The following is a 17,007-nucleotide window of genomic DNA, read 5'->3' as shown; positions in this document are numbered from 1 at the left end:
TTCTCTAGAAGCACTTTTAATGTGCTTCTTTTTTTATGTTTTCTTTTGTCAAACTCCCTATTTCAACTCTTCTCAAATATGCTAAAATGAGATTTACAATACAATAAAATAATAGGAGAAACAAATGAAACAAAAATTATGGGTTTTCTTAATCGTCATTATCTTAATTGCTGCAGGGTGTTCTGCGCCAACGAAAACAGATAAGAAGGACAATCAGGACAAAGCTGAGAATGCTCAAAAGTCTAAACCTAAGTATCATCGTATTATTTCGTTGATGCCTAGTAATACTGAAATTTTATATCAACTTGGTCTCGGTGATGACATTGTGGGTGTCTCAACTGTTGATGATTATCCGAATGATGTAAAACATAAGCAGAAGTTTGACGCGATGAAGTTGAATAAAGAGCAGTTATTAAAAGCTAAACCAGATTTGATTGTTGCGCATGAATCGCAAAAAGGAATGGATGGAAAAGTACTGCAATCTTTAAAAGATAAAGGTGTTAAAGTTGTATATATTAAAGATGCGAAAACGTTAGATGAAATTTATGATACTTTTAAACAAGTCGGCAAAGTCACTGGCCGTGAATCTCAAGCCAGTACATTGGTTTATGATACAAAACATCGTGTCGATGCGGTATTGAAAGATGTACCAAAGCATGAGAAGAAACCGACTGTCTTTTTAGAAGTTTCACATGAACCTGAAATTTATACAGCGGGGAAAAGTACATTCTTTAATTATATGTTAGAGAAGTTGAATGCAGAAAATAGTTTTAAAGACATTACGGGTTGGAAGAAAGTAAGTAAGGAAAGTATTATTAAAAAGAATCCGAATGTATTAATCACTACAGAAGGTATTTCACGCTCAGAATATTTGAAAGTCATTCGTAAACGCGGCGGCTTTGAAGATTTAGAAGCAGTGAAGAAAGGAAGAGTAGAAGCGGTGGATGGCGACAAAATTTCACGTCCAGGTCCACGTATTGATCAAGGGCTGAAAGAGTTGCGTGATGCGATTTACCGTTATGAATAAATGATATGAGAGATAAAAAAATCATTTTGGGTTGGATGATTGCGCTTATTTGCAGTATTGCAATCAGTCTTTTATGGCATCTTGGCAGTTGGTCAGATCCTTTAAATAACAGTATTTTATTTGAAGTACGTTTACCGAGAATGTTAGAAGCATTATTAGCCGGTATCGGTCTTTCAATTGCTGGACAAATGTTTCAGACAGTATTAAATAATCCGCTTGCAGACAGCTTAACGCTTGGACTTGCGAGCGGTTCTGTCTTAGGTTCGGCAATTGCAGTTTTTGTTGGATTAACAAGTTTATGGATACCGCTTGCATCGATGATAGCGAGTGTTTTAACGCTGATAATTGTACTCGTATTAACAACAATCATGTCTAAAGGTTATCCGATGCGTGCACTGATTTTATCAGGCATTATGATAGGTGCACTGTTCAATGCTTTTCTTTATTTATTAGTTTTATTAGACGAACGTCGACTTAAAAATATAGTGATGTATATGTTTGGAGGATTTTCAGCAGCAGAAATGCGTGAAGTAGCAGTGATAGCACCTGTTATAGCTGTATGCATTGTATTGCTGGTGTTGCTGCTTCCGAAAATCAAATTATTGCAAGTCGGTACTTTAAAAGCACAATCTTTGAGTTTAAATGTAACGCAAGTGATGTACAGCGTGTTGGCCATTGCTTCTATCATGACTGCAGTAATTATTTCTTATACGGGCATTATAGGTTTTATCGGCATGATTGTTCCTCAATTGATACGCAGAACTTACCACTTTAAATTTGGCGGTCAATTACTGTTGAATGGTATGATTGGAGGAACGGTTATGGTATTAGCGGATAGTTTAGGAGCACAACTTCTTGTGCCGACTGAAATACCAGCAAGTATTATTCTCGCATTATTAGGTATTCCGGTTTTGGGGTATTTATTAGCGACACAGCCGCGTTAGAAGAGTTAATCTTTTTTAAAAAGAGAAAATAAAAGATTAAAGCATGCTCATGCACGCAATTTATAGGAGAGAAGAAGCTATGAGTTTAGAAGGAATTAAAGCAGTTGTCTTTGACTTAGAAGGTACGTTGTTGGATCGTAAAAAATCGAGAGATAAATTTATAGAAGAGCAGTATGAACGTTTTCATGATTATTTAGTACACGTTCAAGCTCAAGATTATAAAAAACAGTTTATTGAATTAGATGATGATGAAGACCATGATAAGCCCGAATTGTATAAAGCCATCATTAAACGATTTCATATCGATCGCTTATCTTGGAAGGATTTATTTTCTGATTTTGAGATGCATTTTTATCGCTATGTTTTCCCTTATCATGATACACAATATACCCTAGAGCGTTTAGTGCAGAGGGGTTACCTAATAGGTGTTATTGCAAATGGTAAATCTCATATTAAACAATATCGCTTAGACAGTTTAGGTATTTTGTCATATATCAATTTTTTATCTACATCTGAAATGGTCGGTTTTAGAAAACCGCATCCTAGAATCTTTGAGGATATCATTGAGCAATTAGGTGTAAAAGCAGAAGAAGTGATGTATGTTGGTGATGATGCATTGAATGATGTAGCACCAGCAAGAGCGATGGGAATGGTAAGTGTATGGTTTAATCATGAAGATGAAGAAGTTGAGTTAGCACCTGAAGAACATGAAGTGGATTATGAAATTTCAACACTTGAAGAATTATTGGAATTACTTCCAGATGAAGCACCTAACCCTGAGGAGAGTGAAGAGGCAAATGGAACTATATACGACGAAAGATGATACAGCACTTAATTATGAAACAATGGGAAGCGGCCAACCTATAGTAATGATACATTCTGCATTTGAAAATTATTCCATTTTCAATCAAATTGCTGAAAAACTATCAAGTTCATATCAAATTGTATTAATTGATTTACGAGGCCATGGTTTTTCTGACAAACCGCTGCATATTGATTTTGAAACATATGCTTCAGATGTTAAAGAATTGATGGATTTCTTATACATTCGTCATGCCTTTTTTATCGGCCAAGAATTAGGTGCTTCCATCGCAGCAGACTTTGCTGTTAAGCATCCAGAATATACAGATGGACTTGTATTAGTTAATCCAACAACTGTTCAAAAGGAATTGCCCGCTGAACGTTTGTTTAAAAAATATGCTGATAAAATCAGAACTTGGGAAGATGAGAAACAAGAGAAGTTTTTAGATAAACATACTTATGGATCATTGAAAAAAATTAAAAAATTCTCGAAAAATATTGCAGATACAACTGGTCTCATGACAGATTATGAAAAGAATGCTGTAAAACAATCATTTACGAGAGATCATATCGGTTTAGAATTAAATGAAGTCAAAGCTCCGACATTGATTATAGCAGGTAAATATGATGAACGCTCTACATCAGAAGATATCGAAACATTTTTACATGAAATTCCAGATGCACAATTAGAAACATTTAAACAATCTGGCTTATATCCGATGGCTGAAGAAATGAGAAGTTTTTTAGAAGTGGTTACAGCTTTCTTTAATGTTAAGGAAGTAATGAATGATGAACAAAAAAGGCTTCATACTTCAAATAAATAATATTAATTAAACTCATTATTTAAAGATTAATGAAATGACACAAAATTGAAAAATATTACAAAAAGTTACAACTTCAGACTGATTACTGTAATACTATTTCAGGGTATAGTAAAATTAAGTAAAGCACAAGATACAGAAATATAGATTACAAAGGAGTTAGTGCTTATGAAAAAAATATTATCAGCAGCTATCGTTTCTGCAACAGTCATCACTGGTTTAGGTATGAGCCAAGCAGACGCAGCATCTGGCAATACCATTCAAAATGTTCAACAAATCCACCATGGTGATCAATCACTAGAAGGTGTGAGATTGGGAGAAAACATCCAAGATGTCTTAAAAACACAAAAAGCGACTGGATATTCTTACAAACCTGATAAAACTGAGCATTATTATGAGTTTAAAACTTCTAAAGGCTTTATGATTGTTACTGCAGATGGTCAAAAAGACCATGGTGTAATAAAACGTATTTCAATGGAATACAATAAACCTGATGGACCTACATTCAAAGAAGTACGCCACCAATTAGGTAATACTGTTAAATGGCGTTATCATTACGATGATAGAACAGGCAACTTCGGTTATGTTAAAGATGGAAAAACTGTTTATCAATTTGGTACAGAATCTCCAAAAGATAGAAACTTAAAACTTTATCGTATTGATATTGAAAAATAATAAATAATAGTAAGGGTTGCTGAACAAACAGAATTCAGCAACCCTTTTAAATTTCTAAAGTAGAAAAATTATCTGTGAAATGATAAATTGATAGAGATAGCAAATTTAAAGGAGACTCCTTATGCGACCGAATGATAAAATTTTATTGGAAAATATTGGCGATTATTTTAATTATAAAGGCCTTTCTCCTAATATGATTGATGATATTAAAGAGAATTTAAGAGAAGATCTGCATAAATCGGAAGCAAAAGATGAAGATTATATTGAGTATCGACGTAAAGCTCCAGCTGAAATTATTTTGACTATACAACGTAACTTATTCGGTCTTCAACTCAATCCGATTTTATTTTTTATCGTAAACTTTCTTTTGATTTCGTATTTATATGATAAGCAGTTTGTTCCATTTCAAGCAGCAACTGGGTTGTCTATTATTTATTGTCTGCTTGTTTTACCGGCAACGGTTATGATTTACTTCAGGATTGTGAAGAAAAACTATCTTTACAGTAATCGAATCGATGTATTATTAGGATGGATGATTATTATCATCGCTGCAGTATTAGTAGGATTACATGCATTCAATATTGATTTAGGCGTATTTGTTGTTACAAAATATGCGCATATATTTGTGTTTTTTGCTGGAATCATCATTAGTATTGCAGGACTATACTATAAGCGATTGGAGTTTACAGGTATAGGATTATTATTAACACAAAAAACAATTGATGCAGTCATCGTCAATCCTAATGCAGCGCAAATAGGTACAGTTCTTATTTGGGTATTGATTTTAGCGGTAATTATTTATTACTCTATTAGACTATCCACAAGAGATAAATGAAATGAGGTCGAAATCAACTAAAATCTAGTTGGATTTCGACCTCATTTGCATATAAAAAAAGACTTTCAAGCATTAGTTGAAAGTCCCCAATAAAATAGAATTAGATTTTAACTTCTTTGTTAGCTTTTACAATGCGTTCATTAATTCTGTTTAATAACTCATTAATTTTTTCGCGTTGTTTGCTATTAACTAAAATTAAGACTGTTCTTTCATCTTGTTCGTTACGTTTTTTATCGAAGTAATCTTCTTGAGAAAGATTTTTAACTGCTTTAACAACTTGTGGTTGTTTGTAGTTTAAGTGGTTGATAATATCTTTAAGATAGTATTCGCTGTCATCAGATTGACTGATGAAAGTTAAAACAGCAAATTCTTCAAAACTGATTGAGAATTCTTTCTTAATGATACTTTTCATTTTATCTGCATAAGTTACCATAACTAGTAAATCAGATGAATTTTTAATTTTAGAAACGGCCATGTGTAATCCTCCCTTATTATAACAGTTCCCTATATTTATTAATAACGCTCACAAACAAGCATTTATTAACACTGATATGCATAATACAAGGCTTGAATGGTATATTAAAATATTCAAGTCTCTATTATTTATTTAATTATAACTAAATAAAAATGAAATGTAAACAAAAAACATTATAAAAGTATAGTTTTTTCGTAAAGATGTACTTTTAAAAAGTTACCATTTTAAGCACTTAACTTATTGAACATCATTTGAATTATGAGAAATTAAATAATTAGATTCTGATTTTTGTTTGTAAACGTAATTGCATAGGATAATTATATAAAATCATTAGTTAAACGTGAAGTTTTTTGATTGGGCAATAACTTTTTCGCCTGGTAATAGACCTTCACTAATAATAACCATACCCGATTTTTCCCGATATTTAATAATTCTTTTAACCATTTTCTTATCTTTTTTTATTATAACCGAATTTTTATCATATAGAACATCTTTTGGTAAAGAGATTAGGTGTGTGGAAACGGAAATTTTAAAGTGTGTACCTATTGGATAGGATGCATCGGTGGAAATTGCAACTTTGTATTTTGCTGGAGCATCTGAATTGAAGGTAGATGTTGTAGGGAAGGTATCAATTTTAATGATTCTACCTTTAAATGATGATCCTGAATGAGGTTGTATTTCTACTTCTTGATTGTTTTTTAATTGATGACGTATTTTCTCATCGATAGTGCATTGGATAATTCTCTTGTTGCTGTAAATTTCAGCAAAAACTTCATTGTTTAGTGAGGGATAAGGTTCAATGATATGCAATTTACCTTCAAATATACTGTTTTCTTGTATTCTGAGCGCTGTTTGTGTGAGATAAAATTGCTGTTCTAAAAATGTGCGGAGCGGCAATTGATCAGGTTTTTTATCAAGTGCAACAAGTTGTTTACGTAATGCTGTCAATTTCTGTTCTGCTTTAAAGTTATAGTATTCCAAAACAGGTGCGTTTTTCTTAACTGCTTTATCTGATTGAATAAACCAATCATGAATTTTACCATATTCAGAATGATATATAAGTGTTTGAGTATACTGTGCTTGTTGATTACCCGTAAAAGTAAGTGGATGGTTATACGCGACGGTGTAAGTTTTAGAGGGCTTTTGTGCCTGGAGATGTTGATGTCGGAACACGGCGTATATTCCGACGGAGATAAGTGTTAATAAGAGGATAGAAATTAGCACTATCAACCGGAGAGAGTATTTCAAATATAAATCACCTCATAATATTTTATTTGAATATTATTATACAATGATGTTATGGATTTGTGCAACGTATAAAAACGAAAAATTTATCTCTATTTTTGATAAAAAATAGGAATTGCATCCTAGAATAATCTTAGGATAACAATTCCAATAATGATACATACGATACCTACACATTTACGTACCGAAATACGATTGCGTGGTGCTCCAAGTAAAGCAAAGTGATCAATTAAGACACCCATCAACATTTGTCCGAGCATCGCGATGATTGTTGTTAAAGCAGCACCTAAATGCGGCATTAAAATAATATTTGCAGTCACAAATACAACGCCTAAAATACCGCCAATAAAGTAAAACCATTTTATTTTTCCACTTTCAGGTGAGTGTGCACGCATTTTCAGTGAACGATTCATAATTAATGTGATAATGAATAATGCGATGGTACCCACAAAGAATGAAATAAATGAAGCAAGGAATGGGCTTTGTACAGTTTGTCCTAGTTGGCTGTTGATTGCTGTTTGGATTGGCGGCGCAAATCCAAATGAAAAGCCAATGGCTAACCACAATATTAACGCTAGGGGATTGCTTTGCGTTTCAGTTGCGGCCTTCTGTTTAGTATAATTCATAATAAAAATACCGAAGAAGAGGAGTATAATACCGCAAAGCTTCAAGAATGTGAAAGGTTCTGTATTCGCACCAAACCATCCGAAAGTGTCAATAAGAACACCCATTACGATTTGTCCAGCGATTGTGATAATAACTGTCAGTGATGCACCGAGTCTTGGAAATAGAATCAAGTTTCCTGTTAAGAAAATAACGCCTAAAATACCGCCTGTAATCCAAGTGTAGTTAAAATCAAAATGATAATAATTGACGTTAAATACACTTGGATTAACAATCAGGTTTACAATTACTAAAAAGAGTGAACCGACGGCGAAAGAAATAGTAGAAGCATAAAATGATGAACGTGTATATTCAATCAAACGAGAGTTGATTGAAGTTTGAATCGGAACCATTGTACCCGCTACTAAGCCTAAAAGTAATAATAGTATCATTAAATCCCTCCTTTATTGTTTGCAATCAGTTACCCAACTTTATCACACTTAGTGAAGGCAAACAATGGTTAGATGATATATATCAACGATAACTTGTATTGCTTTTTAATTTATTGTTTTTTAAGACACTTTTTATTTGATAATTGTAAAAAATGTAGATTTTTTCAATATATCTATATATAATTTGGTAAAATAAGAGTTGAGTGATAAAACTTAATGAAAGTAAGAAAGGGAGGATTTAATATGCGTAATATATCGATTATTCGTGTACTCGATGAAGACACTTTCTTTATAGATGCTGGGCAGAATGCTCAAATTCAAACCCAACAATTTATTGAAGTACTCAATCCTAAACTTGCTTACAAAAACTTAGCACAAGTCATTGACGTGTATGATGATTATTCCATTTGTAAAAAACTGGGAGACAAGCGTATTTTGTTCGGGGATATTGTCAAACCTAGAGAAGTAGAATGAAAAACCGAGCATACTCAAACCATGAGTATACTCGGCAATTTGTTCTAAAAGATAATATGTGTTTCTTTTTCAATAATTTGTGCGCTTTTAACAGCTACAGGTTTGCCAGCTGTTGGATTAAGTGCATTTGTTTCTAACAATGTGTTCATAGCATTTCGTGCACTTTCTTCACTGACATCTTGTGTTAAATCTGGAATTTGTAATTTTACGGGTTTATTAGCTGCGTTAAGAAAAATCAGTTCTAAAGTTTTAGACATTATGTTTCCTCCTCTTATAAAGTTTCTACTGTAGTGACTTCAACATTGATGTACGTTTCTCCAGTTAATTTTTCAATCACATTTTTAAATGTTAATAATTCTTTTGAAGTGATTTCTGGGTTCAAACGAGAGAATTTACGACGTTTTTGTACAACTTTGCTGTTTTCACCTAATTCTTCGTGAATCAAAGTAATAGCGACATCTTTAATTTTTTTCATTTGCCTGACCTCCTTTCTCACTCTATATATCGTTTCTCGTTTAAAAAAAGCACACCCTTTTTTAAAAAAAGATAAAATTTTTTCGTTACTGTAATAACAAAGGCATAGAACGGGTAAAAAGTACTACCATGTTTCTATTTATATAACCTCAGAAAGAGTGATTACTAAATATTTTAGTAGCTTGTTTTGCATAACTTTCACTTTTAGAGTAGGAATGCAAGCTTGTTCGAAGATTTAACACGACTGAAGTTATATAAATAGATTTTGTGCAATTAAATATAGTATTATTATAACTAGACGATAAAAACTGAATGAATCAGCTTTTATCATCCACTTCATATGATTGAACACAGAAAGAGGTGACGATTTGGAGATAGTTGAAGGTTTGCTGATATTTTTAGCAGCAATAATCGTAAGTTCTTTAATTCATTCACTATTTCTCCCTAAAGTACCTTTAGCATTTATCCAAATTATTTTAGGGGCTTTATTATTTTTAACACCAATCCCTGTCAGTTTTGACTTTGATACAGAAGTATTTATGGTTGCTTTGATCGCACCATTACTGTTTGTAGAAGGTGTTCAAGTTTCCCGCGTTAGTTTGCGGCGTTACATTAAACCCGTCATGCTGATGGCATTAGGTTTAGTATTCACTACTGTAGTCGGTGTGGGTTTCTTTATTCACTGGGTATGGCCTAATCTGCCAATGCCAGCAGGTTTTGCTTTAGCAGCTATTCTTTGTCCGACAGATGCTGTGGCAGTTTCTGCAATTACAAGAGGTAAGATATTACCAAAAGGTGCCATGACAATTTTGGAAGGTGAATCTTTGTTAAATGATGCAGCAGGTATCATTTCTTTCAAAATTGCTGTAACTGCATTGATTACAGGTACTTTTTCAATCACGCATGCTGTTGGTGAATTTTTAATTGCAGCTATCGGCGGTTTGATTGTTGGTATGATTATTGGTGTTGCACTTGTACGTTTGCGCGTAACATTATCTAGACGTGGTGTAGAAAGTAATAATATGTTTATTTTTATTCAATTGCTGACACCATTTGTGACATATCTTATTGCAGAAGTATTCCATGCTTCAGGAATTATTGCGGCAGTAGTAGCTGGTCTTGTACATGGATTTGAAAGAGACCGTATTACACACGTCAGTACACAATTACAGTTGAGTTATACACAAACTTGGAACGTATTGAGTTATGCATTAAATGGTTTTGTATTTGTTATTTTAGGTTATATGGTTCCGGAAGTTGTTGTGAATATACTTAAAACTGAACCGCAAAATCTTGTGTTCTTGCTTACAACAACAGGTGTTATAGCACTCGCTGTTTATGTATTCCGCTTCGTATGGGTTTATGTTCTATATCCTTATTTTTACCTTCCAGTCAGTCCTTTTGAAAGAGCGATGAATGAGGGAGGTCCTCAAAAACCTTCTGAAAAACCAAAACGCAGCATGTATGCTTTAATCATGACATTATGCGGCGTGCACGGTACCATTTCTTTGGCTATCGCACTAACATTGCCATTCATATTAGGTGAAAATGAATCGTTTATTTATCGAAATGACTTGCTCTTCATTTCTTCAGGAATGGTTATTTTAAGTTTAGTCATTGCGCAAGTATTTTTACCACTTGTGACACCTGCAATGAAAAAGGCGAAACAAGAAGGTATGACATTCAAGCAGACACGTGTTTATATTTTAGAACATGTAGTTGAATACTTAAGACAGCATGCGACACCAGAAACTTCTTTTAAATATGGGAATGTGATTAAAGATTATCATGATCGTATCGCTTTCTTAAAAGTATTAGATGATGACGATGAAGACTCAAAAGAACTAGAACGTTTACAAGGTATTGCCTTTGATACAGAAACAAAAACATTGGATGATTTAGCAAAAGAAGGACGCATCTCTCAAAGTGATTTTGATAACTATATGCGTTATGCAGAACGTACTCAAGTTTATCGCCAAGCTTCATTATTAAGACGTATTTGGATTAGAATTAAAGCCAGTTTCTTAAGACGTCGTGTACGTATTCAAACCAATGCGTCATCTTCATTGGATATTAAAGAAAACTTGAAAGAAATCTCAAAAATTATGCGAATTGTGCATTACAACGTGGTTAAACGATTATCCAAAGAAGCAAATTCAGATAATCAGTTAGAAATCAGTACGATTGCAGATAGTTATTTATTACGTACAGATAACCTGACACCATCTAATTTCTTTAATACTAAAAATAATGAATCAATGTCGAAAATTAAACTGAATGCATTACGTGAGCAACGTCATATATTAAATGAATTGGTAGATGAAGGAGAAGTAAGTGAAAAAACGGCACTGAAAGTAAGAGAAGCGATTAATTATGATGAAATGATTTTAGTAGATCGCTTAACTTAATATATTAATAAAGCTGTAAAACAGATGCTTAGCGAAGCATTGTTTTGCAGCTTTTTTATGTAAAAAAAGAGCCAGTCTTGGAGGGGACTGGCTCTTTGAAAAGCGATATCATCGCATTACCGCTTTTTCATTAGGAGTTTTTGTGGTCTCTAGGGAGGATTACGACCACTGCTTATTATTTATGTTTAGGATAGATTATTTATGGAAGATGACGGTATTTGAATTAGGAGGTAAACCGTCATCTTAAGGATAATGTGTTATTTCATACTGTTGTGGACAGTTTCAATATTAGATTCCATCATTTTGTAATAGGAATCGCCCTTACTGCCTTTTTTGCCAATAGAGTCTGTATAAACTTCTCCAGAAATCGGTACACCTGTTTCTTCACTTAAACTTTGCATACTTTTGTGATCTACACTTGTTTCGACTAATAGATGTTTTAAGTGATGTGATTTTACAAATTGAATCGCTTGTTTCATTTGTTTTGGTGTCCCTTGTTTTTCTGTATTGATTTCCCAAATATAGCCGGGTGTAATGCCATATTGTTTAGAGAAATATTTAAATGCACCTTCACTTGTAATCATGGCGCGTTGGTTTTTAGGAATGTCATCGAATTTATCATGACTGTCTTTATTCAATTTTTCAAGTTTGCTGAGATAGTCATCACCTCGTTTTTGGTAATCATCTTGATGTGCTTTGTCATGTTGGATAACAGCATGTTGGATTGTTTTTACATATTTCAATCCGTTTTCCAAACTTAACCACGCATGCGGATCTTGTTTAGATTTGTCACCTTCAGCACCGTTCAAATAAATAGGTTTTACATCTTTAGAAACGCGTACGACACTTTTATCTTTGGTGTTTTTGCCAGCTTGTTCTAAAGCTTTATCAAACCATCCATTGCCTGTTTCAAGATTCAGTCCATTGTATAAGATGATATCTGCATCTGTTAATGCTTTAATATCTTTCGGCTTCACTTCGTATTCATGCGGATCTTGACCGACTGGGACAATGCTATGTATTTCAGCATGATCGCCAGTTATATTTTTGGTCATATCATACAGAATAGAGTTGGTAGTGACAATTTTTAATTTATGATCAGAAGAAGATTGTGAATGGCCTCCTCCGCAAGCAGCTAAGAATAGTAATACTGCCATTAATAAAGGTACTAACTTTTTCATGATGGAACTCCTTTTCTAATTTGTTGAGATATTTTTGAATAGATAAATGTACCTATATAAATCGCGAATGCACACAATACAATCGTTGCACCGCTTGGAATGTTATAAATATAACTGAAATACATTCCGACAATTGCACTGATAACACTAATGACACTAGCAGCAATCATCATCGACCAAAGTTTTTTGGTAATCAAGAAGGCTGCTGAAGCGGGTGTAATCAATAATGCAACGACTAAGATGATACCAACGGTTTGGATGCTGGCTACAGTGACAAGTGAAAGCAGCAGCATCACAAAGTAATGTATAAATGTAGTATTTAAACCGCTCATTCTACTGAATGTTGGATCAAATGTAGAAATCATCAGCGGCCGGTAGAAAATGATGATAAGCAGGAGTACTATGATGCTGATAATAATCGTCGACCAGTAAGCTGTATGAGTAATCGCTAGCAAATTACCGAACAGAATATGATAAAGGTCTGTTGTACTATTGATCAGACTGATAATAATAACTCCGACTGCTAAAAATGCTGTAAAACTAATTCCGATAGCTGCATCTTGCTTCGTTTTGCTTTTATCAGAAATAAATCCGATAAATAAACTCGCGAGCATTCCTGTTACAAGCGCACCGACAAACATCGGAATCTTGAAAAGAAATGATAATGCTACACCGGGTAATACAGCATGGCTCATCGCATCACCCATTAGAGACAATCCTCTTAAAACAATCAGACTGCCGACCGTCCCGCAGACAATTCCTACAAAAATAGAAATGATAAGTGCACGGCTTAAAAATTGGTAATCAAATATGTGTTGTAAAAAATCAAGCATTTTTAATTCTCTCTTTCTCACTATGCTGGAACATAGTATTCTCCGTACTTTGATTCATATAGGTTTCATTTAAGCGTTCAGTTGTCATCGCTTCTTGACTTGGACCGAAATAACGCAAGGTCCGATTCAATAATATAATGCGATCGAAATATTCAGCGGCTTTTGATAAATCATGATGCACAATCAATATTAATTTACCTTGTGCTTTTAAACGTTGAAGTTTATTCATAATCAGCTGTTCACTAGTAAAGTCGATACCGACGAATGGCTCGTCGAGTAAATAAAGTGTGCTCTCTGTCATCAAAGCGCGTGCCACGAGTACACGTTGTAATTGACCGCCACTGAGTTCTGAAATCTGACGTTTTTTCAGAGGGATTAATTCCATATCTTCAAGCAAATCATCAAGGCGCTTTTTTATGCGTTGAGTTGGACGTCTGAACCATCCGATTTCTTTAAAGGCTCCAGAAAGTACAACTGATTCAACACTGATAGGAAAATCTAAATCTAATTGCGTTTTTTGCGGTATGTATGTAATCTTCTTTAATTGGGAAGCAACAGGTTTTCCATTTAATCGTTTGATACCTTCTGATTTGAATTCGCCAATCAGGGTTTTGATTAAAGAAGATTTACCCGCTCCGTTCGGACCCATTATGCCGATTAATTCTCCTTGAATAGGCAATTGCAGATTAATATCTTGCAGAATATGTTTATTGCCTAGATATAGGTTAAGGTTTTTGATTTCTAAAATTATAATACACCTCCTAACTAAATTTTTAGGCTAACCTAATTTATTTCATCATAAGACATGAAATTTAGCGTGTCAAGTATTTTCGTGATACAATAAAGTGAATCTGGATGGAAGGATCGGTGACAGGATGTTAACGGAAGAAAAGGAAGATTATCTTAAAGCGATTTTGAATAATGGCGGCGCTACTTCATTCGTTACAAATAAAAAACTCTCTCAATATTTGAATATTAAACCACCATCCGTGAGTGAAATGGTCAATCGCTTGGAAAAAGCAGGGTATGTCATTACGAAACCTTATAAAGGTGTGAAGTTATCAGAAGAAGGTTTTAATCATACGTTGGAAATTATTAAACGCCATCGTTTATTAGAGCTTTTTTTAATAGAGATTTTGAAATATAACTGGGAAGAAGTCCATCAAGAAGCAGAGGTATTAGAACATCGTGTTTCTGATTTGTTTGTTGAACGCTTGGATTCGCTTTTGAATTATCCTACGACTTGTCCGCATGGCGGCGTTATTCCGCGTAATGGAAAATTCGAAGAAATTTATAATGATTCATTAAAAGATTTCAAAGAAGGCGATCATGTTACAATTCGTCGCGTGCGAGATCGTACGAAACTATTGATTTATTTATCTAGTAAATCTATTTCAATCGGCGATGAAATCGTTGTAGAATCACAAGATGATACGAATCAAGTCATTGCGATTCGTAAAGAGAATGATCCATTGATTATTCTCAGTTATGAAAATGCAGCACATATTTTTGGTGAAAAATCAGAAGATTAATTTTTAGAAATAAAGACGCAACTTTTTTGAGGAGTTGCGTCTTTTTCAATATACCTAGGTCTGAGTACTGACTAGAAATTAGGTCTGAAAGCTCATTTATCATGGGAATCAAAGTTGTACAATAGATAAAAAAGATAGTAGAGGGAATTGGGCATGAATAAGGATACAAATAAAAGTATTGAAAAAACTGCAATGTTGATTTGCGGTGCCATCTTTTTAGTGACCATGATAGGTGCTTTTTGGCATCTGTCTTTATTTCATATGATGGATAAAGGGACGTTTAATTGGTTTGATCATATGTTTGAAGAACCAAAGATGAATTTTAATGGCGGTTTATTTAATGACTTTATGACATTAGTATCTACATATGGAGATGTGGTTACGTTTGTGATAATGACAGTTGTTGTAGCTGTCGCTTTGTTGATTAAACGGTATTATTTAATGGGATTATGGTTATTAGCAACTGTTGGATTAGGGGGTATATTAGGTATTATTTTTAAAGACCTCATCCATCGTGCACGTCCTTATGATCATTTATTAGCAGATACAGGATTTTCATTCCCAAGCGGTCATTCTTTATCAAGTACATTAATTGTTATTATATTATTTACGGTATTCATTCCTAATATTAGGAATAAAGCTGTAAAAGTAATTGTAACGTTATTGATTTTTGTATTGTGGATCAGTATTTTATTTTCGAGAATGTATTTCCACGCACATTTTTTAACGGATGTTGTTGGAGGGGTTTCGTTAGGCATTACTTGGGTGATGGCTTCGATTTTAATATTTAGAGCATGTACACCAATGTTGTCTAAGCTTCCATTGTTGAGAAAAGGTAAAATTTTCAATGTAAAATAAAAAAATGGCTTCGCAGGTACAATACTTGCGAAGCTTTTTCATATCAAATATGTTTGCCCCATATACATAAATCAAGGCGATTTTTATCAATGTGTGCAATTTGCGGTAAATTCCCCCAAAGTGCATAGCCTTGTTTTTCAAAAAGTTTGTTGCAAGGGACATTTTGAGCGAATACATAACCGGTAAGGTAGTGAATATTAAGTGATGCAGCTTCTTGTTCTAAAAGCTGCATTACTTTTGTGCCATAACCTTGACCGCGTGTTTGTTCATCTAAATAAATACTGAGTTCTGCAGTTTCATCATAAGCAGGGCGTCCATAAAAATGGTTTAAACTTGCATAACCGATAGCTTGTCCTTGGTCATCCCAAATAGTGTATAACGGACGAGAAGTATCATGGCTATTAAAAATAGGTGCCATTTCCTCGTCTGAAACTTCATCAACATCCGCTGTGACATTGCGCATGCGAATGGCTTGATTATAAACTTTAGTGAAAACTGGTAAATCTGCTTTTTCAGCAATTTTCAATTTTACCATGGTGTTACCTCCTAACTTCAGAAGAGAAGATATTTTACGATAGCATATACGACATAAAAGTTGAAAGCAACCCAAAGCGTTGTAAAGACAACGACTGGAAGGTGTGTTAAGTTGCGTAAAGCTGTACCATCCCATTCAATAGGGTATTGGGTGAAAGTCAAACGCAGCATTGTCCAAATTGACTGCAAGAGTTCTCCGAATAATACACCTAAAATAAAGTGATAAACGATGGACAATATCAGTACAATCATTTCAGGCTGATTGTTTTGTATTAGCAAATAAATCATCAACCCAAGTAAAATAGCGATTAAAATCGGTATACCTTTGCGTGAAGTAATACAAACAAAGTAGATGAAGATGAGAAGATAACTTAAAACAAAAAGCGACGGATAGTGAAAATACGCACTGAAAATTCCGAGTGCAAGCATTAATGGCGGCATGACATAACCACCTAATGTGGTGATAATCATTGTAGAACGACGAGAAGCACGCGTAATAGCAAAACCTTGTTGAGAAGTTGCAATACGTTCTCTTGGTGAGGTTACAATGACTAAATCTTCAGTACGACCTCCGCTGATTTTATTAAAAACAATATGGCCGAATTCGTGTGTCAGAACAGGGATATAATTTAAAATAATATCTGTCACTGCAAGTCCTGGACGATTACGATAATGATGCACTGTCATATAAATAATAGCAATGATGACAACAAGATAAAGATGCAGTGTCATCGGTGTGCTGATAATTTCTTTGAATAGTTGCATAGCAGGTACCTCTGAATCTTTGTATTACTCATCATTATAAATGAAAACAAGCCGCCTTTGCTTGCGTCTT

At 34.0% G+C, this 17,007-nt stretch carries 20 protein-coding genes; 10 read left to right on the top strand and 10 right to left on the bottom strand.

Features of this window, described 5'->3' with window-relative positions:
* The first annotated feature begins 124 nt into the window (after window positions 1–124).
* From DYE31_RS11200 to DYE31_RS11175, 6 genes are all read left to right on the top strand, one after another.
* Window positions 125–1,027 (top strand): ABC transporter substrate-binding protein, encoded by a 903-nt coding sequence (locus DYE31_RS11200; RefSeq protein WP_012664288.1) that lies wholly within the window; start codon window positions 125–127, stop codon window positions 1,025–1,027.
* 5 nt (window positions 1,028–1,032) lie between these two features.
* Entirely contained in the window at window positions 1,033–1,971 is a 939-nt protein-coding gene (locus DYE31_RS11195; protein WP_012664289.1) for a FecCD family ABC transporter permease, read from the top strand.
* Window positions 1,972–2,050: 79 nt separating this feature from the next.
* Window positions 2,051–2,794 carry an HAD family hydrolase gene (locus DYE31_RS11190; RefSeq protein ID WP_012664290.1) on the top strand — a complete coding sequence of 248 codons (744 nt, stop codon included), beginning with the start codon at window positions 2,051–2,053 and terminating at the stop codon, window positions 2,792–2,794.
* A complete protein-coding gene (locus tag DYE31_RS11185; protein WP_012664291.1) occupies window positions 2,769–3,596 on the top strand; it encodes an alpha/beta fold hydrolase in 828 nt (275 codons plus the stop codon). Before DYE31_RS11190 ends, DYE31_RS11185 begins: the two co-directional genes overlap by 26 nt.
* A gap of 165 nt (window positions 3,597–3,761) precedes the next feature.
* Window positions 3,762–4,268: an SA0570 family protein gene (locus DYE31_RS11180; protein ID WP_012664292.1), complete on the top strand. Its 507-nt coding sequence runs from the start codon at window positions 3,762–3,764 to the stop codon at window positions 4,266–4,268.
* A gap of 121 nt (window positions 4,269–4,389) precedes the next feature.
* Window positions 4,390–5,103, top strand: coding sequence for a hypothetical protein (locus DYE31_RS11175; protein WP_012664293.1), 714 nt, complete (start codon window positions 4,390–4,392; stop codon window positions 5,101–5,103).
* 100 nt (window positions 5,104–5,203) lie between these two features.
* Here DYE31_RS11175 and sarA read toward each other — a convergent pair whose 3' ends face one another.
* The 3 genes from sarA to DYE31_RS11160 all read right to left on the bottom strand — a co-directional run bounded on the left by sarA (window position 5,204) and on the right by DYE31_RS11160 (window position 7,878).
* Complete coding sequence (sarA, locus tag DYE31_RS11170; RefSeq protein ID WP_012664294.1) at window positions 5,204–5,578, bottom strand: global transcriptional regulator SarA; 375 nt, start codon at window positions 5,576–5,578, stop codon at window positions 5,204–5,206.
* Window positions 5,579–5,908: 330 nt separating this feature from the next.
* A complete protein-coding gene (locus DYE31_RS11165; RefSeq protein WP_142382774.1) occupies window positions 5,909–6,751 on the bottom strand; it encodes an efflux RND transporter periplasmic adaptor subunit in 843 nt (280 codons plus the stop codon).
* A 194-nt stretch (window positions 6,752–6,945) separates the two neighbouring features.
* A complete protein-coding gene (locus DYE31_RS11160; RefSeq protein ID WP_012664296.1) occupies window positions 6,946–7,878 on the bottom strand; it encodes a DMT family transporter in 933 nt (310 codons plus the stop codon).
* Window positions 7,879–8,121: 243 nt separating this feature from the next.
* Here DYE31_RS11160 and DYE31_RS11155 point away from each other — a divergent pair, with 243 nt between their 5' ends.
* On the top strand, window positions 8,122–8,352 hold the full coding sequence (locus tag DYE31_RS11155) for a hypothetical protein (RefSeq protein WP_012664297.1): 231 nt from the start codon (window positions 8,122–8,124) through the stop codon (window positions 8,350–8,352).
* A gap of 44 nt (window positions 8,353–8,396) precedes the next feature.
* Here the strand turns inward: DYE31_RS11155 and DYE31_RS11150 are convergent, their stop codons facing one another.
* Together DYE31_RS11150 and DYE31_RS11145 are read right to left on the bottom strand one after the other, a co-directional pair.
* Window positions 8,397–8,609 (bottom strand): DUF2922 domain-containing protein, encoded by a 213-nt coding sequence (locus DYE31_RS11150; protein ID WP_012664298.1) that lies wholly within the window; start codon window positions 8,607–8,609, stop codon window positions 8,397–8,399.
* A 14-nt stretch (window positions 8,610–8,623) separates the two neighbouring features.
* Window positions 8,624–8,827, bottom strand: a complete 204-nt coding sequence (locus DYE31_RS11145) for a DUF1659 domain-containing protein (RefSeq protein ID WP_012664299.1) — start codon at window positions 8,825–8,827, stop codon at window positions 8,624–8,626.
* A 367-nt stretch (window positions 8,828–9,194) separates the two neighbouring features.
* Here DYE31_RS11145 and DYE31_RS11140 point away from each other — a divergent pair, with 367 nt between their 5' ends.
* Window positions 9,195–11,234: a cation:proton antiporter gene (locus DYE31_RS11140; RefSeq protein WP_012664300.1), complete on the top strand. Its 2,040-nt coding sequence runs from the start codon at window positions 9,195–9,197 to the stop codon at window positions 11,232–11,234.
* A 257-nt stretch (window positions 11,235–11,491) separates the two neighbouring features.
* Here DYE31_RS11140 and mntC read toward each other — a convergent pair whose 3' ends face one another.
* From mntC to DYE31_RS11125, 3 genes are read right to left on the bottom strand one after another with little or no spacing between them, the layout of a single operon-like run.
* A complete protein-coding gene (gene mntC, locus DYE31_RS11135; RefSeq protein WP_012664301.1) occupies window positions 11,492–12,415 on the bottom strand; it encodes a manganese ABC transporter substrate-binding lipoprotein MntC in 924 nt (307 codons plus the stop codon).
* On the bottom strand, window positions 12,412–13,248 hold the full coding sequence (locus DYE31_RS11130) for a metal ABC transporter permease (RefSeq protein ID WP_012664302.1): 837 nt from the start codon (window positions 13,246–13,248) through the stop codon (window positions 12,412–12,414). Before DYE31_RS11130 ends, mntC begins: the two co-directional genes overlap by 4 nt.
* The gene (locus DYE31_RS11125) at window positions 13,241–13,996 is read right to left on the bottom strand and encodes a metal ABC transporter ATP-binding protein (RefSeq protein WP_046100203.1); all 756 of its coding nucleotides are present in this window, start codon (window positions 13,994–13,996) and stop codon (window positions 13,241–13,243) included. Before DYE31_RS11125 ends, DYE31_RS11130 begins: the two co-directional genes overlap by 8 nt.
* Window positions 13,997–14,123: 127 nt before the next feature.
* On the opposite strand from DYE31_RS11125, the gene DYE31_RS11120 reads away from it, so the two are divergent.
* Window positions 14,124–14,780: a metal-dependent transcriptional regulator gene (locus DYE31_RS11120; protein ID WP_012664304.1), complete on the top strand. Its 657-nt coding sequence runs from the start codon at window positions 14,124–14,126 to the stop codon at window positions 14,778–14,780.
* Window positions 14,781–14,933: 153 nt separating this feature from the next.
* On the top strand, window positions 14,934–15,638 hold the full coding sequence (locus tag DYE31_RS11115) for a phosphatase PAP2 family protein (RefSeq protein ID WP_012664305.1): 705 nt from the start codon (window positions 14,934–14,936) through the stop codon (window positions 15,636–15,638).
* Between the two features lie 43 nt (window positions 15,639–15,681).
* On the opposite strand, the gene DYE31_RS11110 is transcribed toward DYE31_RS11115, so the two are convergent.
* Together DYE31_RS11110 and DYE31_RS11105 are read right to left on the bottom strand one after the other, a co-directional pair.
* Window positions 15,682–16,173 carry a GNAT family N-acetyltransferase gene (locus DYE31_RS11110; RefSeq protein ID WP_012664306.1) on the bottom strand — a complete coding sequence of 164 codons (492 nt, stop codon included), beginning with the start codon at window positions 16,171–16,173 and terminating at the stop codon, window positions 15,682–15,684.
* A 17-nt stretch (window positions 16,174–16,190) separates the two neighbouring features.
* A complete protein-coding gene (locus DYE31_RS11105) occupies window positions 16,191–16,937 on the bottom strand; it encodes a M50 family metallopeptidase (protein ID WP_012664307.1) in 747 nt (248 codons plus the stop codon).
* Between the last annotated feature and the right edge of the window lie 70 nt (window positions 16,938–17,007).

This window comes from Staphylococcus carnosus, from assembly GCF_900458435.1.
GTDB lineage: Bacteria > Bacillota > Bacilli > Staphylococcales > Staphylococcaceae > Staphylococcus > Staphylococcus carnosus.
This window is presented reverse-complemented; position numbering and strand designations above follow the sequence as displayed.

Excerpts from the sequence above, each read along its gene's own strand:
- DYE31_RS11145 (WP_012664299.1), bottom strand. The coding sequence starts at position 8,827 with ATGAAAAAAATTAAAGATGTCGCTATTACTTTGATTCACGAAGAATTA.
- DYE31_RS11195 (WP_012664289.1), top strand. The coding sequence starts at position 1,033 with ATGAGAGATAAAAAAATCATTTTGGGTTGGATGATTGCGCTTATTTGC.
- DYE31_RS11110 (WP_012664306.1), bottom strand. The coding sequence starts at position 16,173 with ATGGTAAAATTGAAAATTGCTGAAAAAGCAGATTTACCAGTTTTCACT.
- DYE31_RS11185 (WP_012664291.1), top strand. The coding sequence starts at position 2,769 with ATGGAACTATATACGACGAAAGATGATACAGCACTTAATTATGAAACA.
- DYE31_RS11200 (WP_012664288.1), top strand. The coding sequence starts at position 125 with ATGAAACAAAAATTATGGGTTTTCTTAATCGTCATTATCTTAATTGCT.
- mntC (WP_012664301.1), bottom strand. The coding sequence starts at position 12,415 with ATGAAAAAGTTAGTACCTTTATTAATGGCAGTATTACTATTCTTAGCT.
- DYE31_RS11130 (WP_012664302.1), bottom strand. The coding sequence starts at position 13,248 with ATGCTTGATTTTTTACAACACATATTTGATTACCAATTTTTAAGCCGT.
- DYE31_RS11155 (WP_012664297.1), top strand. The coding sequence starts at position 8,122 with ATGCGTAATATATCGATTATTCGTGTACTCGATGAAGACACTTTCTTT.
- DYE31_RS11105 (WP_012664307.1), bottom strand. The coding sequence starts at position 16,937 with ATGCAACTATTCAAAGAAATTATCAGCACACCGATGACACTGCATCTT.
- DYE31_RS11190 (WP_012664290.1), top strand. The coding sequence starts at position 2,051 with ATGAGTTTAGAAGGAATTAAAGCAGTTGTCTTTGACTTAGAAGGTACG.
- DYE31_RS11115 (WP_012664305.1), top strand. The coding sequence starts at position 14,934 with ATGAATAAGGATACAAATAAAAGTATTGAAAAAACTGCAATGTTGATT.
- DYE31_RS11120 (WP_012664304.1), top strand. The coding sequence starts at position 14,124 with ATGTTAACGGAAGAAAAGGAAGATTATCTTAAAGCGATTTTGAATAAT.
- DYE31_RS11180 (WP_012664292.1), top strand. The coding sequence starts at position 3,762 with ATGAAAAAAATATTATCAGCAGCTATCGTTTCTGCAACAGTCATCACT.
- sarA (WP_012664294.1), bottom strand. The coding sequence starts at position 5,578 with ATGGCCGTTTCTAAAATTAAAAATTCATCTGATTTACTAGTTATGGTA.
- DYE31_RS11160 (WP_012664296.1), bottom strand. The coding sequence starts at position 7,878 with ATGATACTATTATTACTTTTAGGCTTAGTAGCGGGTACAATGGTTCCG.
- DYE31_RS11175 (WP_012664293.1), top strand. The coding sequence starts at position 4,390 with ATGCGACCGAATGATAAAATTTTATTGGAAAATATTGGCGATTATTTT.
- DYE31_RS11150 (WP_012664298.1), bottom strand. The coding sequence starts at position 8,609 with ATGTCTAAAACTTTAGAACTGATTTTTCTTAACGCAGCTAATAAACCC.